This is a genomic window from Pseudoalteromonas sp. J2K-J031 (genome assembly GCF_058197095.2).
On the sequence record NZ_CM200279.1, the window covers coordinates 3,252,207 to 3,278,001 of the forward strand.

At 39.8% G+C, this 25,795-nt stretch carries 25 protein-coding genes, 1 tRNA gene, 2 pseudogenes and 1 riboswitch; of the genes and pseudogenes, 8 read left to right on the forward strand and 20 right to left on the reverse strand.

The genetic code is table 11. From position 1 onward, the window contains the following. Positions 1–94: 94 nt before the first annotated feature. Positions 95–1,150 carry a small ribosomal subunit biogenesis GTPase RsgA gene (rsgA, locus tag AC3KZC_RS14835; protein WP_490577693.1) on the forward strand — a complete coding sequence of 352 codons (1,056 nt, stop codon included), beginning with the start codon at positions 95–97 and terminating at the stop codon, positions 1,148–1,150. Positions 1,151–1,225: 75 nt separating this feature from the next. Further along, on the forward strand, positions 1,226–2,113 hold the full coding sequence (gene asd / locus AC3KZC_RS14840) for an archaetidylserine decarboxylase (protein ID WP_490577694.1): 888 nt from the start codon (positions 1,226–1,228) through the stop codon (positions 2,111–2,113). Positions 2,114–2,195: 82 nt separating this feature from the next. Here the strand turns inward: asd and AC3KZC_RS14845 are convergent, their stop codons facing one another. The 7 genes from AC3KZC_RS14845 to thiC all read right to left on the reverse strand — a co-directional run bounded on the left by AC3KZC_RS14845 (position 2,196) and on the right by thiC (position 10,908). Further along, positions 2,196–4,391: a M14 family zinc carboxypeptidase gene (locus tag AC3KZC_RS14845; protein ID WP_490577695.1), complete on the reverse strand. Its 2,196-nt coding sequence runs from the start codon at positions 4,389–4,391 to the stop codon at positions 2,196–2,198. A 109-nt stretch (positions 4,392–4,500) separates the two neighbouring features. Continuing rightward, positions 4,501–5,265, reverse strand: a complete 765-nt coding sequence (locus tag AC3KZC_RS14850) for a HesA/MoeB/ThiF family protein (RefSeq protein ID WP_490577696.1) — start codon at positions 5,263–5,265, stop codon at positions 4,501–4,503. Positions 5,266–5,279: 14 nt separating this feature from the next. Then, complete coding sequence (gene thiE / locus AC3KZC_RS14855) at positions 5,280–6,800, reverse strand: thiamine phosphate synthase (protein WP_490577697.1); 1,521 nt, start codon at positions 6,798–6,800, stop codon at positions 5,280–5,282. Positions 6,801–6,853: 53 nt separating this feature from the next. Continuing rightward, positions 6,854–7,648 (reverse strand): thiazole synthase, encoded by a 795-nt coding sequence (locus AC3KZC_RS14860; RefSeq protein ID WP_490577698.1) that lies wholly within the window; start codon positions 7,646–7,648, stop codon positions 6,854–6,856. A gap of 2 nt (positions 7,649–7,650) precedes the next feature. After that, positions 7,651–7,851 carry a sulfur carrier protein ThiS gene (gene thiS, locus AC3KZC_RS14865; RefSeq protein WP_490577699.1) on the reverse strand — a complete coding sequence of 67 codons (201 nt, stop codon included), beginning with the start codon at positions 7,849–7,851 and terminating at the stop codon, positions 7,651–7,653. Between the two features lie 5 nt (positions 7,852–7,856). Then, the gene (locus AC3KZC_RS14870; protein ID WP_490577700.1) at positions 7,857–8,930 is read right to left on the reverse strand and encodes an FAD-dependent oxidoreductase; all 1,074 of its coding nucleotides are present in this window, start codon (positions 8,928–8,930) and stop codon (positions 7,857–7,859) included. 16 nt (positions 8,931–8,946) lie between these two features. Further along, positions 8,947–10,908 (reverse strand): phosphomethylpyrimidine synthase ThiC, encoded by a 1,962-nt coding sequence (gene thiC, locus AC3KZC_RS14875; RefSeq protein ID WP_490577701.1) that lies wholly within the window; start codon positions 10,906–10,908, stop codon positions 8,947–8,949. 151 nt (positions 10,909–11,059) lie between these two features. Beyond that, a riboswitch (TPP riboswitch) is annotated at positions 11,060–11,173 on the reverse strand. A 159-nt stretch (positions 11,174–11,332) separates the two neighbouring features. Between thiC and AC3KZC_RS14880 the strand changes: the two genes are divergently transcribed. Continuing rightward, positions 11,333–11,740 (forward strand): META domain-containing protein, encoded by a 408-nt coding sequence (locus tag AC3KZC_RS14880; protein ID WP_490577702.1) that lies wholly within the window; start codon positions 11,333–11,335, stop codon positions 11,738–11,740. Here the strand turns inward: AC3KZC_RS14880 and AC3KZC_RS14885 are convergent. Further along, positions 11,718–12,143, reverse strand: a complete 426-nt coding sequence (locus AC3KZC_RS14885; protein WP_490577703.1) for an acyl-CoA thioesterase — start codon at positions 12,141–12,143, stop codon at positions 11,718–11,720. The genes AC3KZC_RS14880 and AC3KZC_RS14885 overlap by 23 nt on opposite strands. A 225-nt stretch (positions 12,144–12,368) precedes the next feature. Between AC3KZC_RS14885 and AC3KZC_RS14890 the strand changes: the two genes are divergently transcribed. The 4 genes from AC3KZC_RS14890 to AC3KZC_RS14905 all read left to right on the forward strand — a co-directional run bounded on the left by AC3KZC_RS14890 (position 12,369) and on the right by AC3KZC_RS14905 (position 16,236). Further along, positions 12,369–14,453 (forward strand): TonB-dependent receptor, encoded by a 2,085-nt coding sequence (locus AC3KZC_RS14890; protein WP_490577704.1) that lies wholly within the window; start codon positions 12,369–12,371, stop codon positions 14,451–14,453. Positions 14,454–14,520: 67 nt separating this feature from the next. Continuing rightward, complete coding sequence (locus AC3KZC_RS14895; protein WP_490577705.1) at positions 14,521–14,778, forward strand: YkoF family thiamine/hydroxymethylpyrimidine-binding protein; 258 nt, start codon at positions 14,521–14,523, stop codon at positions 14,776–14,778. Further along, entirely contained in the window at positions 14,775–15,407 is a 633-nt protein-coding gene (gene pnuC, locus AC3KZC_RS14900) for a nicotinamide riboside transporter PnuC (protein ID WP_490577706.1), read from the forward strand. The genes AC3KZC_RS14895 and pnuC overlap by 4 nt, the downstream gene beginning before the upstream one ends. After that, entirely contained in the window at positions 15,394–16,236 is an 843-nt protein-coding gene (locus AC3KZC_RS14905; RefSeq protein ID WP_490577707.1) for a phosphotransferase family protein, read from the forward strand. Before pnuC ends, AC3KZC_RS14905 begins: the two co-directional genes overlap by 14 nt. Here AC3KZC_RS14905 and AC3KZC_RS14910 read toward each other — a convergent pair. Then, complete coding sequence (locus tag AC3KZC_RS14910) at positions 16,233–16,415, reverse strand: MerR family transcriptional regulator (protein ID WP_009838177.1); 183 nt, start codon at positions 16,413–16,415, stop codon at positions 16,233–16,235. The two genes, AC3KZC_RS14905 and AC3KZC_RS14910, sit on opposite strands and share 4 nt — an antisense overlap. Before the next feature lie 207 nt (positions 16,416–16,622). Between AC3KZC_RS14910 and AC3KZC_RS14915 the strand changes: the two genes are divergently transcribed. After that, positions 16,623–16,697, forward strand: a tRNA-Arg gene (locus AC3KZC_RS14915). 20 nt (positions 16,698–16,717) lie between these two features. On the opposite strand, the gene AC3KZC_RS14920 is transcribed toward AC3KZC_RS14915, so the two are convergent. From AC3KZC_RS14920 to rfbA, 11 genes and pseudogenes are all read right to left on the reverse strand, one after another. Then, a complete protein-coding gene (locus AC3KZC_RS14920) occupies positions 16,718–17,851 on the reverse strand; it encodes a hypothetical protein (RefSeq protein WP_490577708.1) in 1,134 nt (377 codons plus the stop codon). Then, the gene (locus AC3KZC_RS14925) at positions 17,841–18,761 is read right to left on the reverse strand and encodes a glycosyltransferase family protein (protein ID WP_490577709.1); all 921 of its coding nucleotides are present in this window, start codon (positions 18,759–18,761) and stop codon (positions 17,841–17,843) included. The genes AC3KZC_RS14920 and AC3KZC_RS14925 overlap by 11 nt, the downstream gene beginning before the upstream one ends. After that, entirely contained in the window at positions 18,758–19,543 is a 786-nt protein-coding gene (locus AC3KZC_RS14930; protein ID WP_490577710.1) for a glycosyltransferase family 2 protein, read from the reverse strand. The genes AC3KZC_RS14925 and AC3KZC_RS14930 overlap by 4 nt, the downstream gene beginning before the upstream one ends. Before the next feature lie 37 nt (positions 19,544–19,580). Beyond that, entirely contained in the window at positions 19,581–20,660 is a 1,080-nt protein-coding gene (locus tag AC3KZC_RS14935) for an acyltransferase family protein (RefSeq protein WP_490577711.1), read from the reverse strand. Between the two features lies 1 nt (position 20,661). Beyond that, positions 20,662–21,654, reverse strand: coding sequence for a glycosyltransferase family 2 protein (locus tag AC3KZC_RS14940; RefSeq protein ID WP_490577712.1), 993 nt, complete (start codon positions 21,652–21,654; stop codon positions 20,662–20,664). Beyond that, positions 21,651–22,943 (reverse strand): O-antigen translocase, encoded by a 1,293-nt coding sequence (locus tag AC3KZC_RS14945; protein ID WP_490577713.1) that lies wholly within the window; start codon positions 22,941–22,943, stop codon positions 21,651–21,653. Before AC3KZC_RS14945 ends, AC3KZC_RS14940 begins: the two co-directional genes overlap by 4 nt. Beyond that, on the reverse strand, positions 22,940–24,052 hold the full coding sequence (locus tag AC3KZC_RS14950) for a DegT/DnrJ/EryC1/StrS family aminotransferase (RefSeq protein ID WP_490577714.1): 1,113 nt from the start codon (positions 24,050–24,052) through the stop codon (positions 22,940–22,942). Before AC3KZC_RS14950 ends, AC3KZC_RS14945 begins: the two co-directional genes overlap by 4 nt. A gap of 25 nt (positions 24,053–24,077) precedes the next feature. Then, positions 24,078–24,377, reverse strand: a pseudogene (locus AC3KZC_RS14955) (acyltransferase); the annotation flags it as partial. A 24-nt stretch (positions 24,378–24,401) separates the two neighbouring features. Beyond that, a pseudogene (locus tag AC3KZC_RS14960) lies at positions 24,402–24,524 on the reverse strand (N-acetyltransferase); the annotation flags it as partial. Further along, positions 24,521–24,922, reverse strand: a complete 402-nt coding sequence (locus AC3KZC_RS14965; RefSeq protein ID WP_490577715.1) for a sugar 3,4-ketoisomerase — start codon at positions 24,920–24,922, stop codon at positions 24,521–24,523. The pseudogene AC3KZC_RS14960 and the gene AC3KZC_RS14965, both read right to left, overlap by 4 nt. Then, positions 24,922–25,791: a glucose-1-phosphate thymidylyltransferase RfbA gene (gene rfbA / locus AC3KZC_RS14970; RefSeq protein ID WP_490577716.1), complete on the reverse strand. Its 870-nt coding sequence runs from the start codon at positions 25,789–25,791 to the stop codon at positions 24,922–24,924. The genes AC3KZC_RS14965 and rfbA overlap by 1 nt, the downstream gene beginning before the upstream one ends. Between the last annotated feature and the right edge of the window lie 4 nt (positions 25,792–25,795).

A 25,795-nucleotide genomic window follows, 5' to 3' on the forward strand; every position in this document is an offset into this window, starting at 1 on the left:
ATTTAATGCAATTACATATATCATATTACGCTTCGAGTGTGGATAAAATGCTTTTTTTAAAAAGCACTCCTTTTAATTAAGTTATAGGCGAAAAGTGACAAAACGAAAGAAACTAAGTAATGGCCAATCCCGTCGGATCCAAGCCAACCATGAGAAACGCTTAAGTACAGCTAAACAAAGCAGCACTAAAAAAGATGATTCATGGCAAAATGATAATTTAGGTGTGGCTGAACCAGGCTTAGTGATCAGTCGTTTTGGACAACACGCCGATATCGAAACCAGCGATAATGAACGCTTACGCTGTAATATTCGCCGAACAGTAAGCAATATAGTCTGCGGTGATCGCGTTATATTTAGAAGAGCCAAAGTAAGTGAGGGTGACTTAGCGGGTGTAATCGAAGCTGTTGAGGAGCGAACCAGTCAACTTACTCGTCCTGACTTTTACGATGGTATAAAGGTAGTTGCAGCAAATATTGACCAAATTCTTATGGTTTCAGCGGCATTACCGGAGTTCACTCCAAATATCATCGATCGTTATCTGGTTGCCTGTGAAGATATGGGTATCGAACCCATCCTTATTCTGAATAAAACCGATTTACTGAGTACAGAAACCTTAGCTGAAATTGATGCAGTGCTCGATATCTATCGCAGCATTGGCTATCGCGTACATTTAATTAGTACCAAAACAGGCCAAGGAATAGATGAATTAAAAACAATTTTGGTCGACAAAAATAGCATTTTTGTTGGTCAAAGTGGTGTTGGTAAATCAACCTTAGTAAACAGTTTATTACCTGACAGCCAAATTTTAACCAAAATAGTGTCTGAAAATAGCGGTCTTGGGCAACATACCACTACAGTTTCTACACTGCACCACTTGCCAAGTGGCGGCAATTTAATTGATTCTCCCGGCATTCGAGAGTTTGGCCTTTGGCATATTGATCCTGACCGTGTGACATGGTGTTTTACCGAGTTTCGCGAGTATTTAGGCGGCTGTAAATTCCGTGATTGTAAACACCTTAATGACCCAGGATGCCTATTAACCGAAGCTCTTAATGAAGGCAAAATTTCGCAGTTGCGCTTTGATAGCTATCATAAGATTTTGCTTTCAATGGAAGATGGCCGAGCGGGAGCGCGCAACCCTCGAGTTTAAGCACAAAATAAAATCATTTGGTCTTGTGGCTGAGTTTTCGCTAGAATTGGAAAAATTTCTTTTGGAATGAACAACGTGAGCTTGGATAAATTTAAAATTGCAATGCAGTACGCTATGCCAAAGCATTTAGTATCGCGCATAGTCGGTAAGTTAGCAGCCGCTGAAGCAGGCGTTGTTACAACGTCATTGATTAAAGCATTTATCAAACAATATCAAATAGATATGTCTGAAGCGGAATACGAAAACCCAAAGCATTATAAAAGTTTTAATGCGTTTTTTACCCGCCCTTTAAAGCCAGGTTTACGTACCATTGCACAAGACCCAAGCATAATTGCCCATCCTGTCGATGGTAAAATCAGTCAGCTTGGTGATATTGTAGATGACCGTTTAATTCAAGCTAAAGGCCATGATTTTAGCCTGCAAGGGTTATTGGGTGGTGACGAAGTCACAGCAATGCCATTTCAAGGTGGTAAATTCGCCACGATTTACTTGGCCCCTAAAGACTATCACCGTATTCATATGCCAATTGACGGCACATTAACCAAAATGATTTATGTACCGGGCGATTTATTTTCAGTAAACCCACTCACAGCGCAAAATGTCCCCAATTTATTTGCGCGTAATGAGCGTGTAGTGGCTATTTTTGATACTGAAATAGGCCCTATGGCGATGGTACTAGTTGGCGCCACCATTGTTGCAAGCATAGAGACAATATGGGCTGGAACAGTAACACCACCAGCGGGTAAAAAAGTCTTTAGCTGGAACTACCCAATTTCAAAAGCCGAAAAAATCACGTTGAAAAAAGGCGAAGAAATGGGCCGCTTTAAACTCGGTTCGACCGTTATTTTAGTTTGGCCGCAAAATGTCGCTGAATTTTTAGCAACTGAAGTACCAGGAACAGTCACTCGCCTAGGTCAACCTTTTGCCACAATTACAGACAAAGAAGAGACAAGCACTCAATAATATTCGCCTGCTCTCAAATAATAAAAAAGGTCTGCAGTGCAGACCTTTTTTTTATTATGGGGTTTAACTTAAATACAATAAATCATAAAGCCCTGCGACGACGTAATATTAACAACCCAAACAGTGCAATCAACCCACCCAAAAAGGCCGCTCCGCCAGATTTTTTCGCTTCTGGGGTAACAACCTCTGGTGACTCAACAACTACAGGAGCTGCCAAACTGATGGTAGAACGCTGCTGTGAAATTTGGCCATGCTCATCGGTCACTTGCAGCTGCACATCATAGCTGCCAGCTTGAACAAAATCATGTTGATAACCTAGCTCTGAAGACACAACTTTATTATCAATTTTCCACTCGTAATTGAGTCCTAAGCTATCGGCATCTTGACTGCCTGATGCATCAAACTGACAAATAAATCCTTGGCATTGCTCAGTAAAACTAGCTTGTGGTTCAATTAACTGCGTCACATTTGCAATGACATTAAGCTGGCCTTGCACTGAATACTTATTGCTTAATTGATATAAGATGGTTTGCTCTCCCATTTGCGGCAGAACAAAAGTAACTGTTTTTTCTGTACTTGTGCGCCCATCAGGAAGCTGCCACAAATAGCTAAAATCAGCCGATAAGTTTTCTGCTTTGAACTCGCATTTTGCACCGACACAATCGACACTTGCCTGCAACTGAGGTAACCGAGTATCTATTTTAAATGCTGATACTGGGCCAAAATTTCCCTCAATATCCTGCGCTTTAAAATAAACAGTCGCCTGCCCATCGATCAAATCACTATCATTAAGTTGAGCAATAATAGTTTCACTTTCAGAATTGGCCATGCCATCGGCAAAATTAGCCGTTTTTAAATTATTCGGATTAGGGTAGCTATTGACACTGTAATAAGTCTGCGCAATTGCATGCATGGGTAAACCGCCATTTCGTTTGCTAAAACGCGCTTCTGTTGCCACAGCTTTGATACTGATTGAACCATCTTGCATCCCAAGCGGTTCAATATTTTCAATATCAGGCCCTTGGCTTAACAAGTATGGCGCTTCAACAACTTTGGCAGCATAAAGAAGTGCCTCTATGTTATCTGGTTTTAATACTTGCTCGTAATAGCTACACGATTGAAAAAAATCAGTTCCAAGCTCAAAGGTAATATGTGCGACGCCCAGCTCACCATAAGCAAGGTTGTCGGAGGTTCCATCGGTCGGATATAAACCAACCGATTGCTGCGGTAAATAATTGTTAAAATAAGCTAATTTCTTACCCAGCGCTTCGAATCCTTTCTGATTAGGTGAAGGTTGCTCGGTATGACCCCAAGGCCATAAAATTAACCGACTGTAACTATGAATATCGAGGTAAAGACCTTGTGTGGTATTGGGTGCTGCATCGGTATCATTTTCACCGCGCACATCGGGATACAGCGTTCGAATATAACTTTCGATGGCGGCAACTTCAGGTTCAGAGCCCGCAGAAGGCCCACGGTAAGTTTCTTGGCATGCTTGGCCGCTTGAACCACCTTCAACTGTATTCCAGCCAAAAGAAAAATTCCGGTTTAAATCAACACCAACTTTAGTACTCGCACAATGGTTTTCATTATAGTTTTTTCGTTGTAAGTAGCCTCGTTCAGCTATCTTGCGACCATCAGGATTTGATTGAAATAAAATATGAATTTGGTGACGCGCTAAAATCCAAGCAATATCAGGATCTGACTTAGCCCCTTCTAACAAGACTTTTGCGAAATCAAGAGTGAGTCCCGCTGTTGCATATTCGCGCGCATGCAAAGCACTTTGAATAAATAATACCGGCGGATTAACTAATGATTTATTGCCGATTTTTAGTACATTAAGGTCAAAACCCACTTCACCATGCTGTTTTTGCCAAGAATCACCAATATCAATCCATTGGGTTAAATCGGGATAATCATTCGCTAGTTTTTCAGCTTGAGCAAACGTTTCCTCTACAGTTGCATAACAAGGATAACCCGTAATACCGCTGGTTTGTGCTTGAGCTAATGCATGCTGACTGCGCGCTCGCTCAACTTTATGGCTCCAAAGTTCATCGGCTGAACTAAGAGAGATGCCGCTTTGCTTTAATAGCAACACTTCTGCGTTACTTAATTGTAATAAAATCCCTTTTTCATCATCAGCAAGTAATGCATGATGAAAGCTAATTCGCGTTTTAATTTCTTGTTGTTTATTTTCGAATTTAGCCAGATAAACTGGATTTTCGACCCCTGCCATGAACAAGCTAGACGCAAATAAAAGTGGGCTGAGCAATGCCATCCTTGAAAACCACAATTGTTAATTAAGTTGTTAAACAAAATATAACAATTTAGGCACAATTAACACCTTTGGTCACAGCTTATTTGTCAAAATTTGTAAATCTAGCCTTCTAGCATGCTCTACAAATTAAACAACTGTCATCAGCAGTGATCGACAAACGCGTTTGCCTAAAGCTTATTGCGTCAAATGCAATAAACTGAGAGGTAAAATCATGGTCAAGCAGCACATTGAGACATTGCTGTGCTTGCATAGCGCCCATGATGCCAAGTAAAGGAGCAAACACACCGGCATTACTGCAATTTAAATTTTGCTGAGCTGATGAAGGGGGAAAGATACACTGATAACACCCATGTGTGTCTCGATGGGATTGAAGGTGATTGGCAATACAAATTAATTGACCTTGGGTTGCAATTGCAGCTCCTGCAATCAAAGGCTTATGTAATTGCACACAATATTGATTAACTAAATAACGGGTCGCAAAATTATCGCTGCAATCGAGAATAACATCATGCTGGGCAATTAATTTTTCAGCATTGTGCGACGTTAATTTATCAGCGATACCAATACATTCAATTTGATTATTTAAACTCAGTAAGCTTTTTTGCGCTGCAATAACTTTCTCTTGACCTAAATGATTCACTTTATAAAGAATTTGGCGCTGCAAATTGCTAAGTTCAACTTTGTCATCATCAATTAAAGTCAGATGGCCAATACCTGAAGCTGCTAAATACAGTGCAGCTGGTGAGCCAAGCCCACCAGCGCCAATAATTAATACTTTGCTTTGCTTGAGCTTTTGCTGCCCAGTAAAACCAACCTGCGCTAACATTAACTGTCGGCTATAACGCACTTGTTCTTTCTCTGATAATTCCATCATGGCACTTTATACGCTTAGTCTTGAACCTTAATGGCCTGTTGTAATTGGCTTATCGCAAGTATCGGATCAGCTGCTTCTGTAATCGCCCTCACCACGGCGACACTGCCAACACCTGTTGCGGCGACTTCTGGCGCTCTTGCCAAATCAATGCCACCAATTGCAACAGTCGGGTATGCTTTCATCAAAGGCACAAAATGTTTTAATTTTTCAAGACCTTGAATTTGCCCTGTCATATCTTTGGTGGTTGTTGGGTAAATCGCGCCAAAGGCTAAATAACTCGGTTGATAATTATGTGCTCTGAGCATTTCATAAAAGCCATGAGTCGATAAGCCAAGCTTTAATCCAGCTGCTTTAATGGCTGCTAAATCAGCAGTATCAAGATCTTCTTGGCCCAAATGTACCCCATAGGCACCGTGCTCAATCGCCAGTTGCCAGTGATCATTAATATACACGCGTGCCTGAAATTGCTGCCCAAGGGCAACAGCCGTTTGAATTTGAACGGCTAAATCTGGGGCGTCGTTATTTTTTATTCGAAGTTGGACGGTTTGAATGCCATTTTCAAGGCAAAGTTTCAGCCAGTCACAGTTATCAACCACTGCATATAAATCCAATTGTTGTGTTTCAGAAGGTGCAAATTCTGTCACCACGGTGCGTTCCCAAGGCTCTAATTCAAGCTCTTTGCCCAACCAACTGCCAGCTTCAATCACAGTTGGAAAATCAGCTAAATCATGGGGGAACCCTTTATGAGTCACAGGTCCAATGCCCTGCCCAATACGCACAGAAACTTTTAAACCTTGATTAATATAAGCTTTTGCTAAAATAAAGGCATCTTTAAGTGGATAGCCTAACCCTAAACACGCAGCGATACTTGAGGCAAAACTACACCCAGTGCCATGACTATGCGGCGCAATTATTTTTTTATTACCTAACCAGTATTCTTGCCCTGGCACAGCACAGTAATCCACACAATACCCTTGTGGGTAATCCCAATGTCCACCTTTAATCACAGCTGCGCCTACACCTAAATTAAAAAAGGCTTCACAGGCATCACGCACAGCGCTTGGGCCAATTAAATAATGACCAGTGAGAATTTGGGTTTCTTGAGTATTCGGGGTGATCACATCCACCAGCGGTAACAAGGTGCTTTTGAGGGTAGGAATAATGTCATCTTCGGTTAACGCTTCGCCACTTGACGCCACTGCAACAGGGTCATAGACCACTAAAGGAGGGGTTGGCCAATTGGCTTTAAAATGAGCAAGCTTAGCGGCCACAAATTCAACTTGTTGAATATTGGCAAGCAAACCAATTTTAATCACGGCGGCGGGCATATCACTTTCAAGCGCAGCAAACTGGGATTCTAGCACTTCAATACTGACCGCATTAATAGCCTCAACACCCATACTATTTTGTGCGGTAAGTGCTGTGATAAGGGTGCAAGCATGACCACCAAAACTTTCAATTGCTTTAATATCGGCTGCAATACCCGCTCCACCGCCGCTATCAGAACCTGCGATTGTCCAAATAATACTTTTCAAAATTCACTACTCACTCTGACCAATTGATTCAACAATTGTAATTTTATTTGTGTCTAATTCTGGTGCCAAAACGGCATGCCCATGGTTGGCGTTGAAGGTTTAGCCAACTCTTTTTCGGGCATAGCTTGGGCTAAATAGCCCGCACGCCCGGCTTCGACCGCCGCAGCAAACCCCTTAGCCATTAAAATGGGGTTGCCTGCTTGTGCAATCGCAGAATTAAGTAAAACCGCATCATACCCTATTTCCATCGCTTGGCAGGCATGAGAAGGCAAACCCAACCCCGCATCAACTAATAACGTGGTATTGGGTAGGCGCTCGCGGATCACTCTAAGGTTATAAGGGTTCAGTAATCCCTTGCCTGTACCAATCGGTGCGCCCCATGGCATGAGAACTTCGCAGCCAAGCTCCACTAACTTTTGGCAAATCACTAAATCGTCAGTGCAATACGGCAACACTTCAAAACCCTCGGCAATGAGAAGACGTGTCGCCTCAAGCAATGCAATTGGGTCGGGCTGTAAGTTATATTCATCGCCTAATAACTCCAGTTTAATCCAATTCGTTTGAAACACCTCGCGGCACATTTGCGCTAACGTCACCGCTTCTTTAACGCTATAACAACCTGCAGTATTGGGCAGAATATCGAGCCCCGTTTGTTTTATTAGCTGCCAAAAATCGGCACCAGCTTCAACGGTCCCTTGGCGACGCAATGACACCGTCACCACCGAGGCATTCGATGCAACAATTGAATCGAGCATCACTTGCGGTGACGGATAAAGTGCCGAACCAATAAATAAACGGCTGTTCAGCGTTTTGCCATAAATAGTCAAAGGCTTATCAAATAATGCCATGATTAACCGCCTTGAATGGGCGACAGTAACTCAATGCTATCGCCAGCTTGTATTTGATAGTCATCACACTCACTGCGTGGCACAAATGCTTGATTAACTGCCACCGCAAACGGCTCTTGTGCACCTTGGTGCTGCAACAGCTCGGTTAAATTAATTTGTGCGGTTGCCAAAGCCAAAGTTTGGCCATTAAAAATAATGTTCATGTTTATTAATCCACCCGTTGCACAAGCCCAGCTAGATGTTCGCTGGCTGGCATAAAATCTAATTCTAATAAGCGTTGACGAGCTTGGCGCACCACTTCATCCACCAGCACTGGCGCCAATAAATACCCATGGCGATATAAACCATTGATGCTGATTAGCTGTTTGCTAAGTGTAATTTGGGGGCGATTATCGACAAAGCTTGGCCGCAAGCCGCTTTTTAAACTCAGGATTTCCGCTTCTGCAAAACCGGAATCAATCGTATAAGCCGCCGATAACAATTCAAGGGTTGAGCGTACCGTAACAGCGCCATCGTCTTGCGACTCAATTTCAGTCGCACCTATCACAAACTCATGGTTTGGTTTTGGCACAATATAAATCGGGTAACGCGGGTGCATTAAACGCACTGGTCGCGATAACGTCACTTGTGGCGCAAACACCCGAGCGACTTCGCCGCGTACACCTCGAAGCCCTGAGCGCTCTGTTTTGGCACCCAAACCTCTGCAATCAATCACTAAATCAAAGATCTGCTCTGCGACCTCATTACCGTTGATAGTGACCTTGTTACCAAAGTGCCACGCAATATCCTTTTCCAATAAGGTCTGATAGCTAGCTTGATAAAAAGCTGCATTATCAAGCTGACCTTCGCAGGGCAAAAACATCCCTTTTTGAAAACGAGTACTCAACGCTGGTTCTAATTGAGCAATTTGTTCACGATTAAGCCATTGACCTTGTTGCTGCTCAAGCGGCTTTAACCGATTGGCAAATAGCTGCAAATCAGCAAAATCTTGAGGGTGCGCCACAATCAACGCACCTTGTTGCTGAAAAAACACCTCACCCTGTAAATGCTTGATGATCTGCGGCCAGCGAGCAATAGCACGCAAACCAAGCTCGGCTAAATCAGGTTCACAGAGCACAGATTCCGCAAGCGGTGCGAGCATGGCTGCTGCAACTGCCCCTGCGCTTTTACTAGCATGACAATCACCCGCTTCAAAAATACTCAGTGAAAATTCATCTGCTAGCTGCAATGCGGCTAGTCTTCCCGATAAACCAAACCCTACAATAGCAATGTGTTTTTTCATGGTCATTCTCGCTTACCTAACCAACCGGATGATAAAGCTCAGAGCCTGATTGTTTAAACTCATCCGATTTAGCTTTCATTTGGGCTTCAACATCCACCATTTTGATGGTGATGGCCTCCCCCGCATTGTTAGGATCAATGCCACGTGATTCTAAATCATTGGCGTAATCACGTACCTCTTGCGAGATTTTCATCGAACAGAACTTAGGGCCACACATCGAGCAAAAATGAGCCACTTTTCCGGACTCTTGCGGTAAGGTTTCATCGTGGTATTCGCGAGCGCGATCGGGATCTAAACCTAGGTTGAACTGATCGTGCCAACGAAATTCAAAGCGCGCTTTCGACAGTGCATTATCACGTACTTGTGCACCCGGATGCCCTTTGGCTAAATCGGCGGCATGGGCTGCTATTTTATAAGTGATTAAACCTTCTTTTACATCTTCTTTATTTGGTAAGCCTAAATGCTCTTTTGGCGTCACATAACAAAGCATGGCACAGCCGTACCACGCAATTTGCGCAGCCCCAATGCCTGACGTAATGTGATCATAACCAGGTGCGATATCGGTAGTCAGTGGACCAAGCGTATAAAACGGTGCTTCGTCACAATGTTTAAGCTGCTCTTCCATATTGGCTTTGATCATATGCATGGGCACATGTCCTGGCCCTTCGATGAACACTTGCACATCATGTTTCCACGCTAATTTAGTTAATTCACCTAAAGTGCGTAATTCCGAAAATTGTGCTTCATCGTTGGCATCGGCAATTGAACCCGGACGAAGGCCGTCACCGAGCGAGAAGCACACATCGTACTGCTTCATGATTTCGCAAATATCTTCAAAGTGGGTGTAAAGGAAGTTTTCTTTATGATGTGCCAAACACCATTTGGCCATGATCGATCCGCCACGCGATACAATGCCCGTGACACGCTTTGCGGTCATTGGCACATAGCGCAATAACACACCAGCATGAATCGTAAAGTAATCAACACCTTGCTCCGCTTGCTCAATCAAGGTATCGCGGAAAATTTCCCACGTTAGGTCTTCAGCCACGCCATTTACTTTTTCAAGTGCCTGGTAAATTGGCACAGTGCCAATTGGCACAGGCGAGTTACGCACCACCCACTCACGGGTTTCGTGAATATAACGACCGGTTGATAAATCCATCACGGTATCCGCGCCCCAACGGGTTGACCAGACTAGTTTTTCGACTTCTTCTTCAATGGATGAAGTGACAGATGAATTACCAATATTTGCGTTTACTTTAACTAAAAAGTTACGCCCAACAATCATCGGCTCGGATTCTGGGTGATTGATATTGTTTGGTAAAATTGCTCGCCCACGGGCGATTTCGTCTCGTACAAATTCAGGGGTAATAAATTCAGGAATACTCGCACCAAATGATTCACCCGCATGCTGCTGCGCCAGAATTTCTTCGCGTAATTTGGCACGGCCCATATTTTCACGGATCGCAACATATTCCATTTCAGGCGTGACAATCCCTTGGCGCGCGTAATGCATTTGCGTGACATTTTTCCCCGCCACAGCACGGCGAATTTTTGGTAAATGCTCAAAACGAATATGATCTAAGCCTTCATCAGCCATACGCTGCTGTGAAAACTGTGAGGTGACTGAGTCAAGTAACTCGGTATCATTACGGTCTTTAATCCATTGCTCACGAAACTTAGGCAAACCATGGCGCACATCAAGGGTAAAATCTGGGTCGGTATAAGGGCCAGACGTATCATACACACGTACCGGATCGTTTTTTTCAAGGATTGGATTTTCTTCTGTGCCACCTTTGAAGCTATCGCCTAAGGTGATTTCACGCATCCCAACATTTACCCCTTTTTGCTCGCCAGCGACATATACTTTGGCAGAATTTGGGAAAGGTTGACCGGTTAAGTTATAAATAAAATCTGACGCTGCCTGACGCGTTTCGCGACGAGACGGCTTGCTTGCATTGCTGTTATTTTGTGACATGACGCACCTCATTAAATATGAATGACGGTCTTGTCAGAGATCTTTGGCTTTCAAGATATGTGCATAAACACTGAAAAAAGGTTCAAGGCGACCGAAGTCATTGCATCATTTTGGCAGAGTGTGCACGTTTTTCGAGTGCACAAACACACCCGAATGAGGGCAGCTTGTTTCCTACGCAGATATGAGTCTGTTCAGGTTCACGGATCCCGCTTTCGCGATCTCAGCCACAGTTAGTTTCCTAACATAGGCACTCCGACAAGTAACTGGGCTTAGTGTACTGATCCTAAATTTGAGACGCAACAGTCAAATATCGCAAAGCTGTTAATTTTTAGTATAAGGGCATGCAAACTATTAACGAAATAGCCACAGTCGCAGATTTAAAAAATTGTTATGATCAAAAATTGTTTCAATATTGAGTATTTTCATGAGATTAGCCGCCATTCTTGCGTTATGTTTAACGTTTTTACTGACAGGATGTCAATCAACTAGCCAGCAGCTCAATAACAAAATCAAATTTAATCAATATCAGCTCATTGAATTAGACAACGTTGTATTAACCAATACTGCAATTCGAATAAGCTTTAGTAATGACCTAAGAGTGCATGGCTTTGCTGGATGTAATCGTTTTTTTGGCCAAGGTTTAATCACCGATAATCAATTTAAAATTGAGCAACTCGGCATGAGCCGTAAACTTTGCAAACCTCTGATTAACCAACAAGAAGAGCTAATCATTAGTACATTAAGTCAAATAGCATTTTTAAAAGTTGAAAACGACCAGCTCATTATGGCCGGTCGCCATCATTTAACTTTTAAGCGTGTCGATTTATTGTAATTACGGCTGCTTCAAGAGGAAATACTAAGTCAATCTCGGCTGGCACAAACGGGCGACCACGTTCATTAACCGATGTACCAGTGATCAACGCGGCAACGACTAATTTATCATCGCGCGTTCTAAAGATGTGCTGCTCAAAGGCAAACTTAAGCTTTGATGTGCGCTTAGGTGTTACAAGAATATAAAACTCATCACCCGGCACTAACGATGCTTTAAAATCGATTTCGCTGCGGATCACCACCAAGTTGATTTTATCGGCTGCCAGTTTGGCAAAATCAATTTGATTAGCATGCAAAAACTCATGACGGGCATGCTCTAAATAATTAAAATAAACGCCATTATTAACGATACCTTGTAAATCACACTCATAATCACGCACTTTTAAATCTATTCGAAAAGCCATTATTAATCCTCTAAACGATTATTTTCAGGCTTTATAACACAGCAAAGCCCGCCTCATGGTATGACAACTATCACACATTTAATTTTGTAACAGCTCTTCAATCCCAAACCACCACTTTGGTTATATGATAAAGCCAAATTTACACCCAACTAAAATGGCAATGTCTTTATAAAGTTTGGACTTTTTTATACACTACAACCCCCAAATTAGGACAAGTGAACTTTGATGAATTTACGTACTTCTTTACTCGCGCTCGCTATTAGCCAAGCGATAGCGTTTCCTCTTCTTGCCGATGACAGTGACATTGAGCGCATCTCAATCACTGGGGATTTTAAAAAAGAAAGCATTCAAACTCTAAGCGCGAGTGCTTGGGTTGTTTCTGAAGCAGAAATTAATCAACGAAACGCCTCTTACTTAGACGAATTACTGGCCGCTGCCGCCAATGTTAACTTTACCGCAGGTGCTTCGCGTGGTCGTTTTGTGCAAATTCGTGGTGTTGGTTTGCGCTCTCAGTTTGTAGACCCTATCAACCCATCAGTTGGGGTGATTATTGATGGCATTAATTATTCTGGTTTAGGCGGTGCTGCGCTTCTATTTGATAGCCAACAAGTAGAAATTTATCGCGGCCCACAAGGCACGCGCTTTGGTGCCGATGCTCTTGCTGGCATGATCAATATTCATACCGCCCGACCGAGTCAAGATCAGCAGTTCAAAGTCAAATTAGGCGCTGGCACATACAATAGCTCAGAAGCAGGCATCGCCTTTGGCCAAGGTATAACTGATTCAACCGCATTTCATGGCAGTGTGTATCAATCAAACAGCGACGGTTTTGTTAACAACCCTTATTTAGGTATTAAAGACAGCCAAGGCCGCGATGAATTTGTAGGCCGTTTTAAAGTATCACAGCAATGGAATGATGAGTTTTCAAGCCTTGCAACGGTGCACTACACCGATATCAATAACGGTTATGATGGTTTTACGCTAGATAATAGCCGCACGAGTGTCGCCGATGAACCCGGTGAGGATAATCAATTAAGTAAGGCCTTCGCCCTACACAATAAATATACCGGTTTAACTGCTGCTAATGTTGAATTTAGTCTTACAGCAATTAACTCGGAGCTACTTTACAGCTACGATGAAGACTGGGTTTGTAACGATGCCAAACAAGCAACACTGTGTGAAGCTGGGTTGCATGATTGGGGTTATAGCTCAACAGATGCCTATTTGCGTGACCGCGCCGACCGCACTGCAGAATTGAACTTTAAAGGAAAACAGCAAAACTGGGTCACTGGCCTTTATTATCAAAGTCGTGATGTCGATTTAACGCGCCAATATACTTGGCAATCAAATGATTTCACTTCGTCGTATAAAACTGAAAACATCGCACTATTTGGCCAATATGAACATAAAATAGACGACAAAACACGTTTGATTTCGGGTTTACGTTTAGAGCATTACCAAGGTGACTACCTCGATAATAACGGTTTTAATCAAGAAACCAACGATACCATGCTAGGTGGGAAATTGGCGCTTGAGCATGATGTAAAAGACCGTACCATGATTTACACCAGCTTATCGCGTGGCTATAAAGCCGGTGGCATTAATGGTGAAGCATTAGCAAAAGCACAAGATGACGGCCTCGAAATCGATGCGAACAACCATTATTTTGACCCTGAATACTTATGGAATGCTGAATTTGGCGTAAAAGGCATTTCACTTGATAACCGTACCGTTTTACGTTTAACCGCCTTTTATATGTATCGTGAAGGCATTCAATTAAAAAACTGGAAAATAGCAGGACAAAAATTTGCCGGATATATTGATAATGCCAGTTCTGGTACTAACTATGGTTTAGAAATTGATGGTTCATACCAACTAACTGATCGTGTCACCCTAACTGGCAGTGTTGGCTACCTTGAAACCAAAATCAATGATTTTGTGACCTCATCAGGCCTAGATAAAAACGGTGATGAACAAGCTCAAGCACCTAAATATCAATATGCGTTTAATGTTAATTTTGCCGCTTCTGAGCATGTATTAATCAATATCGGCGTCGAAGGCAAAGACGATTACTACTTCTCTGACAGTCATTATTCAAAATCAAATAATTATAACTTGATGAATGCAAAAATCGCCTATCAACGTGATAACTGGGAGCTAAGTGCTTGGTCACGCAATGTATTTGATAAAGACTATGCGGTGCGCGGTTTTGAGTTTGGCAATGACCCACGTGATGGTTACGAAACGCATACCTATGTGCAATATGGTGAGCCTCGTGTGGCTGGCATTACCTTCAATTATGGTTTTTAAGCCGTAATAATATCAATTAAGAGGTAAGTAACTATCTACTTACCTCTTCAAATTATGAGACTAAGCAATGCAACTTTCAGTAGAAATTAGCAAATACCCACTGCATCAAGATTACATTCCGTTCATTAAAGGGTTTATTGACCGCTTAAATGAACACTCAGGCTTAAAAGTCATCACCAATACTATGTCGACCCAAGTTTTTGGCGAATATGACTTAGTAATGAGCGTATTAAGCCTAGAAATAAAACGTTCGTACCAAGAATTTGGCAAAGCCATTTTTGTTTGCAAATTTATTAATGGTGATTTATCGCCTGAGCAAGTATGAGCGAGTTTTTAACGTCAACTCTCAGCGGCTTCACTGCAATGTCTCACTGGGAATATATAGCCGTTACGCTCTCTGTGGCTTATTTACTACTCGCAATAAAAGAAAGCTTATGGTGTTGGCCGGCAGCTTTTTTTAGCACCGCTATTTATACATTACTTTTTTGGAATGGCGCACTACTGATGGAATCAGCACTGAATGTCTATTATCTCTTAATGGCAATTTATGGCTGGACTATTTGGCGCTTCAAAGGCCGTAAAAACAATAACACAAGCTCAATTCAATCTTGGTCAGCCCAGCGTCATTGCAATATTATTTTAGCCACTTCAATTGCCAGCATTGCTTTTGGCTTTATCATGAAAAATTATACTCACGCCGACTTTGCCTACCTTGATAGCTTTACTACCTGCTTTGCTATTGTAAGTACCTATTTAGTCGCACAAAAAGTACTCGAAAACTGGCTATATTGGATTGTAATTGATGCCGCATCTATGTATCTCTACTTCGAAAAAGGCTACTACCCAACCCTAGTTCTTTTTATTTTTTATACCGTAATGGCAGCGTGGGGATTTAAAACTTGGCAGCAGCAATACCAGCAAACCCCTATCGAAACCGACCGTGCACCCACTTAAATTTAATATATCAGGGCCATTTCCTGAAGCACTATTGTGCGTAACTAGCAAGTTGCTGCCTAGTGAGCAGCTCCAATCAGCACAATACCTTAAAGCAGGATTGAGTAACGCTAATTATTGGTTAAAAACTAATAAACAAGAATATTTACTAAAATTTTATCAAGCAAGCTTTCCCAAAAAACAGCTACAAATACAACAGCATTTCGCATCGTTTAAATTATGCCCAGACGTTATAGCAACCGATAGCGAGGCTAATTTAGCCGTCTTTGATTTTATGCCCGGTGAAAGCCCTAACACGCTTGAAATTGAACCGCTATTGACCTTGCTCAGCCAAATACATCAATACGCTTTTACAGGCCCACAGCTTAATTTTTCAGACTACTTTCAAAAATACCAAATACTTGAAATTTACACTGAATTTTCAACTTTAATTCCCGACCTATTAAACAAAATCACAGAATTCACAGCAACTGTTGGTTGTTGCCACAATGATTTATTAATCAACAACATTATAGTAAATAGCACTGAGAATAAAAAAATATGGTACTTAATTGATTTTGAATACGCAGCAAACAACGATGTATTTTTTGATTTAGCTGCGCTGTGCTGTGATTTTAAACTAGAGGATAAATCAGAAATCGATTTATTGAGGTTTTACTTAAGCCACAATTCATTGGAAATAAGTTTGGACGAAGCCAAAGCAAAACTCCATTGCTTTAAGTTGATTTACTGTTTGTTATGCTACTTTTGGTATGCTTCACGCCAACTGCAACCAGAGGCTGGGCTGACGTATCAGCAAATCCAAACACTTCTACTATTAAAGAGTTAAATGCCGCCTATGCGCTCTGCTAGCTCTTTATAACGCTGTACATCATCTTCATTAAACATCGCATTGCCAGCATCATCTTTGTCTTTACCAATCAACAAGCTTTCACGCTCTAAACGTTTAACACGCTCAACTTGGACACCTAAATATTCTGCAACTTGCTCAATTGTCATTAATGCCATCAGACTCTCCTAGAATTCAAATTTAAAAAAGTGAAACTACTTACATAATTAAAGCGCAATTGACTAAAATTGCTAGAAAATATCCTAACACAGAAAATAAAAAAGGAAATATCGCTGATTTAATAAGCATCTAGCATATTCGCGCTAGCATTTCGCTAAAGATACATTTATCATTCCCACCGAGCTTCACGCTCACCACATCAAAACGCTCTCGTAGTGAAATGGATATCACGTGGCCCTCCGGAGGCTAAAGTGCAGGTTCGATTCCTGCCGAGAGCGCCAATCAGCTAATACTTATAACATTATTTTTCAATAGCTGTCTTACCCACTAACTCGCGCTTGGCAGTAGCTGTCAGTAAAATAATCAAACCAATCATTGCATATACACTATTTAATGCGCTTACAGATAAACCATTAAAAAATAATATTGAACAAGCTGCAAAGTTAACTCGATTAGAAATTCCGCTGATTTTTATTAACGTCCAGATACTTCCAAAAATAAAAATTAATCCTAATACTCCATGATCAAACAATACTCTTATAATATAAGAATGGAGTATGACTGAATAACATCGACTTGGATCTGCAGCGCTAAACATGGTCTTATAAAAAACTAACCGCTCACAGACAACATCTGGCAAAGCTGTTAAAGGAGGCGATCCTGTTAAATAATCTAACAAGCCCCAGTCCATCACAGCTATTACAAAACCTTGCAAGAAAACAAATCGATCTATTGATTCAATTCCACCACCAGATAAACGGCTTATAAATATAAGACCGACGCCCACACCAACAAATGAAAGTAAACCTATTTTCAATATAGTGCGCCAATCGAAAGACTTAATATATAATATGCATAACATTACAAAAAGCGCTAAAACACCAGAGCGAGAGCCAGACAAAAACACAATTGCAACTAATGTTAGCAACTCTACCCGAGATAACTTACCCACGGCAGAATACACAGATAACGAAAAAAATAGTAGCAGCATTAATTCAAAATTATTCTCTGTAAAGACCCCCGGCCTTTCAAAGGTAGCAATTAATAACCACAGCACATACTTTAAAATAAATAAAGCTAATACTATATGATATAGCTTTATGAGCGCTGTTTTCTCGAACAACTCTTTTCCACTAAAAAAGCAAAGAATAGCTATATAAACAAATGTTTTATAGGCAAGAAAATAATCTTGAATGTGTACGTTATTAATTAAGGAAATAGAAAGTGTATAAACAATATAAAAAACACAGGCTGCAAAAACAACCCAGGCTTTGACCTGCATCCTTTTTGCAACAAAAAAGAATGCACTTAACACAAGAAGCTCAAATATCGCATTTGCAGGTAATAAATTGTAATAGTTATAAGAAAAGAAGCTAAAAAAAGCCAAACCTATAATGAATATATAAAACTGATTTTTTATCATTTTATTTTTCAATTAGCTCATTTAAAACTGATTGAGCAGCCTCTCCGGACAATCCAAACTCTATTGCCAAACCGTGCGTATTTGATTCTTGCCTCTCTAATAATTCTTTGTTTTTTAATAAATACTCAACCATCAAATCTGCTGAATCGAATATAAAAAGGCCATATCTCTTTAAAGTTTCCTCATCATATTTATTAAAGAAATCATAAGCCAACCCTACGTCTTTTGTTGTTAATACAATACAGTTAGCTAACATAGCTTCAACCATACAGTATGAGTAAGTCTCTATTAATGATGGGATCAGTACAATTTTAGCTTCGGCATAAAATGAAGCCATTTCTGATGCATTTAAATCTTGGTGATTATTATTAATAATAAATGAGTGGCATTTCTTTATTAATTCAAAACCTTTAATTTCTTCATTTTTACGATTTGGAAAAAAACACCCTTGTCGTTGTAACAATGGCTTTTTCAAAAAGTCTGGATTAATACCAAAGCGAATAACCTTATCTTCATTTGATCTTAAGTATTTAGCTTGCAATGTAGATAAGCAATAAGTCTCACTGGCTAACTTAACGCAAATACGAGAAAGAAAAAGCGAAGAGATTAAGCTTCTTGGAAAAGGGATTGCCCGTTTGAACTGCTTTGGAAATAAAGGCTCTCCTTCGTGAGGAATAAATACGACTTTCTTGAAGAAACAACGAAGCAATGGCCCTAGCAACAAAAACAAAGATACATAATTTATAATTATAACCTGACATTTTAAGGCTTTACGCATAACCGAAATGTAATCTGAAAAAAAAGTTTTTATACTTTTTCTAAAGTAGTAAAACTCAGCATTTTGGTTTTTATTGTAATAATCAAAATAACCTACACCATTGTTACTCGATGCAGGGAAGGAAATGCAAAGCACCTTTTTCATTTAGCTTTTTTTCCCAAAATCTGACGTTTAAAATATACCAACGAAAATATAACAAGCCTTTTAGCCATAACTAGCATAGCTAAGTACCAAGGAGTGTGCCTTTTAATAATTTTAAAATCCTCTTTGATCATTCGAGTCATGTTACTAGATATACTTCCTGCTGATTGGCGATAATACGAATAGCTTCCAGATACAGACAACAACTTCATATTATTCTTTGCCGCTCGAATAAAAAAATCATGATCTTCAATAACAACATCTGTTGAAAAGCAACCCAGCTTTAAGAAACTCTCTTTTTTTATTGCACAGCCAATAATACTATATTTCCGTTTATTAATACTCCCCCAACCAAAAAGCACATTTGTCAGCTTAAGTTGTAACGTATCAACAATGGCAGTATCTGTTAGCGAAAGAATATCAGTCGAGTAAAAAAACTTAACAGGTGAAAAAACGATATCAGCACCACCATCAAAATGAGGAGTTAGCCAATGGGTAAAGTTTTCACCTAACAAGTCATCACCGCCAAGTACAATTAATACCTCTCCTTTAGCCAAATTAGCAGCACGATTGAGTGTCTTAACATGACGCATATTAACTTCATTCCGATACACTCTAACACGGCTATCTGAAGTCACATGCTGTAATACATGCCATGTATTATCGGGGGAGCAATCATCAATAGCGATAACTTCATCGTTAGGCCCTATTGCCAAGAGCACAGATTGAATCGTCTGCTCAACATATGCAGCTTGTTTATAGAAAGGAATTATTACACTGTACATTTGATCGACTTAAATTTAGAAAATTAAAAATCAAAGCTTACTTACAAAATAAAACTCTGCTAAGTATGCGATGTGTAAAACGACTTAACTTGTGGTGAAGATTTTTTTCGATTATTAAATAAATAAAAGTCGATAAAATCAAACATGCTGCAAGTAAAGAAAACAACAAAATAAATTCATTAACACCATCAAAATATGAAAACAATATATAACTTGCATTTTGATGCACTAGATAAAGTGGATAAGTTAACCCACCTAAAAAAACAACCAACTTTACATTAAGATATTTTACAAAATAACTAGAGTATTTTATTAAAAATATAAAAAGCAGGTACATTACCACTATAACGCTATTTATTACTAACAATGAGAACTCAGCACGCTGCACCACATCAAAATACAATAGGTAGTCTGCAGCTTTAAGCATCGAAACGCCTAAACTGACAATTAACGCGCAAAACCATATTGGCGCCCTATTACCTTTATAAAATAAATAAAAAATAATACCCGATAAAAAATAAGAGACCCAATCAAGTAATGGAACACTTTTAAGTAATTTAGGAAATTCAACAAAACAGCTCAACAAGGCCAAGCAAAGCAGAGCAAGAAAAAAATAGGGGATCGCACTAAGCCTTTTGCAAAAAATGAAAATAAACATCCAAAAATAGAAAACCAACTCAATTGTTAATGTCCAATAAACGCCATCAACATGAGTTACATCTAAAAAATCTTGTAGCATGGTTCGATTAATTAAAACATCACTTACTGACAAAGGGAGCTCTAAGTGCCCAGGTAAACTAAAAAACAGCACTGATGTAAAAAGTATCGCAAACCAATACGCAGGAAATAATCGACTAACTCGAGAAGCGATAAACTCACGCCAATCTTTCTTTTCTATTGACAAATAAATAACAAATCCACTAATCATAAAAAAGAAATTAACACCCAAATAACCATATTGAGTGACCGGTGAAAAAAACTCAAAAGTTGTAGGTTTACTTGGTAAAAAATAAGTTAAGTGATATAAAACAACAGCTAATGCAGCAACAAAACGAAATAAATCTAAAAAAATCAGCCTAGTACGTTGCTCTGCTACATTAATATTACTACTTTGCATCTTATCTTCTACTTATTTTTTTTAAAGTGGTGAATAAAAATGCTGCAACTCTCAAAGTAACCGCGCTAAAAGTACTTAATAATAAGAACATATAAAAAGGACGATGATACTTTAGTGATGAAAATGTAAAATGATTTTTCATTACATCTCTACACATAGTTATTCTCTTTCTTATTTCGTCAATTTCAATCTGAGACATAAGATGTTTGTTTTCACTAAAAACCACTCCTGCAGACCAAATACACACCATTAATTGAGCGCAATATCGTGCTTTACACAGCTCAAAACAGCCCAGTTCCTGAAGCAAACTTCTTATTTTCAACTGGTTATCAAGCAACCCAAAGCGACTCATTGAAAAGGCTGATGTTGAAGAGCTGCCATGTTGGCGGTAAAAATATTTTCCGGTTGAAAAGCTTACGCGCTGACATTTCGAAAACAGCACCCGAGTAGTTAGCTCATCACCATGAAGATTAGACTCATCATAGCTAACACCGCTAAACACGGCTTTGCTAAACATACCAACACCTGAAATAGTCCAGTCTAATGATAGCTCTAAAGCCTCAAAACCAGTGACTGAACCAGTCGTTCCAACCTGTTTGAATTTTGCACTACCCCCATCTTGATATAGGTAGTAAAGATCAAACAACACAGCATCTGCTTGTGTATTTATAATAGTTGACACCAATCTTTCAATTGCATCACTGGCGATATAATCATCAGAGTCGACCATGCAAATAAAATCACCCTTGGCATGTTTAAGCGCAAGATTACGAGCCGATGATGCTCCACCATTCGCTTTATCAAACACTTTAATTCGCGGATCGCTGTTGGCAAATGTGTGTAACAAATCCAAAGAGCTATCTTTAGAGCCATCATTAACACACAACACTTCTATATTTTGATAGCTTTGGCCAATTAAGGACTCTAAACATTCGGTGAGAAATAACTCAGCATTATAAACGGGAATTAAAATAGAAACTAAAGGTGTCTTCATATGCTAGCCACTTCTTGTTGTTTAACATCGCTAAAACGGTCCATTTTTCGTAAATGGATAATAAATACTGTCGAAACAACCAAGAAATAAATAGCGTAATTAATTAAGTGAGCGTAACTTGCACCTATAATTCCTAACTCAGGGATTAAAAAATAGCTTATCACTGCAAAATTTAAACTTGCTATAATTTCACATATTGCATTCATTTTAAAATAGCCTTTTGCCATTAACAGCAATGCAGGTATGTAACTTAAAATACGAACTAGGTCGCCTAATAACTGCACACCAAATAATTTTTCTGTATATTTAAACTCTTCAGTTGCCAATAAAGTGATTAATTCGACTCTTATAAAATAGATCATCCCCGCACCAATTAAGGCTAGCGGTATGATTAAAATAAAAACCTTTAAAGTATCACTGGTTAAGTGTTCAAAATATCGACTTTTAGCTAATTTGGGATAGTAATACACTCCAACGGCTGTCGTTAGGACTGATATAAATGCCGTTGATATGCTCCACATTAACTGCCAATTCCCTGCAGCAGCTAAAGAAATATTATTTTCTAACGTCTCTCTTACAAAGATTAATGACATCGGCCCAGTCAACGCACCAACAACACCAAGCGCCATGTATTTAGACATGACACTAATTTTTTCAGCATCAGTTTGACCAAACCATTGCGTTAAATTAAACCACTCTGCTTTATAGACACGTGCTATTACAATTAAGCCTGCTAAAGCATTATTTAGCGCAACAGCTGCTAAGCCACCATTAATACCATAAAAATAAATGAGTACAATTGCCATTATTGTTGAGGCAACTGTCGAGAGCATGAGTGATGTTATATATTTTAGATGCTCTTCTTTTCCATTTAACACACTTAATAAAAAGCTATTACAAATATTTAATGGCAGAAAAACCATCAATAACACAATAATCCAATAAAGCTCTGTTGACCCTATTAACCAATTAGCAAGTTGCGATGAAAAAATGATAAAAACAGGTGTAACTAAACACAAAATATAAACAAGTAATTTAGTTGCGGCACGCCAATAAAGCGAAGGAGATTGCCCATCGCTTCCATTTTGAGCGGTAAAACGCGCAATACCCTGACCTATTTGATTTGAGACTAACCCATTAATAGCGGCTACAAAGCTTTGTAATTGCCCCATCATTGCAACCCCCTCAGGGCCTGCATAAATCGCAACAACTTTAGAAATCAAAAAGCCTTTGACCATATTAAGAAAGGTCAGTAGCCCACTTAATATGGTTACACTAAATAACTTCATACAGTAAAGTGATTCACCCTATCAATTACATAGGCTATCTCATCATCACTCATTGTTGGGTCTATCGGTAAAGATAATACTTCTCTATGCAACTGCTCGGTAAGCGGTAATGTTAAGTGATTATATTGCGAATACGCTTGTTGCTTATGTGGTGGAATTGGATAATGGATTAAATTTTGAATGCCGTTATCAGTTAAATACTGACTAAATACTGCTCTATTAGCTGATTTAATTACAAAAAGGTGCCAAACATGGCTTTGCTGTGACTGTATAAAAGGCAACTGAATTAACGGGTTAGTAATTTCATTAATATAACGATTTGCAATATGACGACGACGCTCAACCTCTGCGTCTAAGTGATTTAATTTAACCCTTAAAAACCCAGCTTGCATTTCATCTAAACGACTATTTAATCCCTTATATAAGTTTTCATAACGTTTATGTGAACCATAATTGCGTAGCGCTTTAATCGTGGTAGCAAGTTCATCATCGTTAGTTGTAACTGCGCCTGCATCACCTAAAGCGCCTAAATTTTTACCTGGATAAAAACTAAAACCAGCCGCATCGGCAAAGTTACCCGCACGCACACCGTTTAACTCAGCACCATGCGCCTGAGCACAATCTTCAAGTACCAATAAACCATGCTGCGCTGCAATGTTATTAATTGCTTTCATGTCAGCTAATTGGCCATACAAATGCACAGGGAAAAGCACTTTAGTTTTTGTTGTAAGCGCAGCAATCACATTGATTGGATCTAAATTAAATGTTACCGGATCGGGTTCAACAAATACTGGGACTAAATTATTTTCTGTAATTGCCAAAACCGTTGCGATATATGTATTTGCAGGAACAATGACTTCATCACCATTTTGCAGTTTACCAAGCTCTTTCCATGCCCTAAGGACCAAGTTTAATGCATCTAAACCGTTGGCAACGCCTATCGCATGCTTTACACCACAATAAGATGCGAACTCTTGTTCAAATTGAGTTACTTCATTACCCATAATAAACCAACCAGAGTCTATAACTCGTGTTGCAGCAGCAATCAGCTCATCACGATATTGAGCATTAATTTTTTTTAAATCGAGAAAAGAAACTTGTTTAGACATTTAAAGATGACTCTTTATCAATAAAACGAATATGTTTAGCGGGATTACCCACTACGACTGAATAGGGTGCTACATTTTTGGTGACTACCGCACCGGCACCTACCATTGCTTTTTCACCGATAATAACACCAGGTAAAATGGTAGCATTTGCACCAATTGAAGCCCCTTTCTTTATTAAAGTAACAGGGTACTCCTCTGGGTATTGTTGTGATCTGGGGTGTATATCATTGGTAAACGTTGCATTTGGACCAATGAATACATCATCTTCAACCCTTAAGCCACTCCAGAGAAATACACCACTTTTTAACGTAACGCGATTACCAATAAGTACATTACCTTCTACTAAGGTATGAGCGCAGAGGTTGCAATTTTCACCAATAATTGCACCATCAAGTACAACCGAGAATTGCCAAACTCGTGTCCCTTGACCTATTTTATCTGTATGTACGTCTGCAAGAGGATGAATCATCATTGGTTCACTTCCCGTAAAAACTGCTCATAATCTCGGATATAATCGCTCTCGTCGTAATGCTCACTAGCAATAACCATCAAAATACAACCTTCACTAAAGTTGTGCATTTCACGCCATTGCATGTGCTCAATCAAAATGCCTTTGGTTGGTGAATCTAAAACCACACTTTGACGAGTCTGGCCATCATCTAAAATAAATTCACACTGGCCTGCAATACAAAAAGCGACTTGGCGCAATGCCTTATGAGCGTGAAAACCTCGAGCGACGCCTTGTTCGGTATTAAAAATGTAATAAACTCGCTTGATTGAAAAAGGAATATTGCCATTCTCTTCGAGTGAAATTAAATCACCACGGCTATCACCTAATGATTTGATGTCAATAAAATTGATTGAACTCACTAGTTACCCTTCACTAAAGACTTTAAGTACTGACCATAACTATTTTTGCTCATTAACGATGCTTGTTTTTCTAATGCATCGTTTGTTAACCAACCACGGTTCCAAGCAATTTCTTCAAGGCATGCAACCTTTAAACCTTGGCGGTGCTCGATAGTTTGCACAAAATGACTCGCTTCAAGCAAGCTTTCGTGAGTGCCCGTATCTAACCACGCAAAACCGCGACCTAATATTTCCACATTAAGATTGCCACGTTTTAGGTACTCATTATTTACACACGTAATTTCAAGCTCACCACGGGCAGAAGGTTTAATCGATTTAGCAATTTCAATCACATCATTATCATAAAAGTACAAGCCAGTAACTGCATAATGTGATTTTGGCTTTAGTGGCTTTTCTTCGATTGATAAAGCTCGATTCTCACTATCAAATTCAACCACACCAAAACGCTCAGGATCTCTGACTTGGTAGCCAAAAACAGTGGCACCATTTGGGCGTGCCGCCGCATTTTGCAACTTGGGTGTAAAACCTTGCCCGTAAAAAATATTGTCACCTAAGACTAAACAAACACTATCGCTCCCAATAAATTCTTCGCCAATAATAAACGCTTGCGCTAATCCATCGGGACTTGGTTGCACAGCGTATGAAATATTGATACCAAACTGCTTACCATCTCTAAGCAAACGCTCAAAACCGCCAATATCTTCAGGGGTTGAGATAATTAATACATCACGAATACCTGCAAGCATTAAAACCGATAAAGGATAAAAAATCATCGGCTTGTCATAAACAGGTAATAACTGTTTTGACACTCCTTGAGTGATAGGATACAAACGAGTACCCGAACCACCAGCTAAAATTATTCCTTTCATAGCT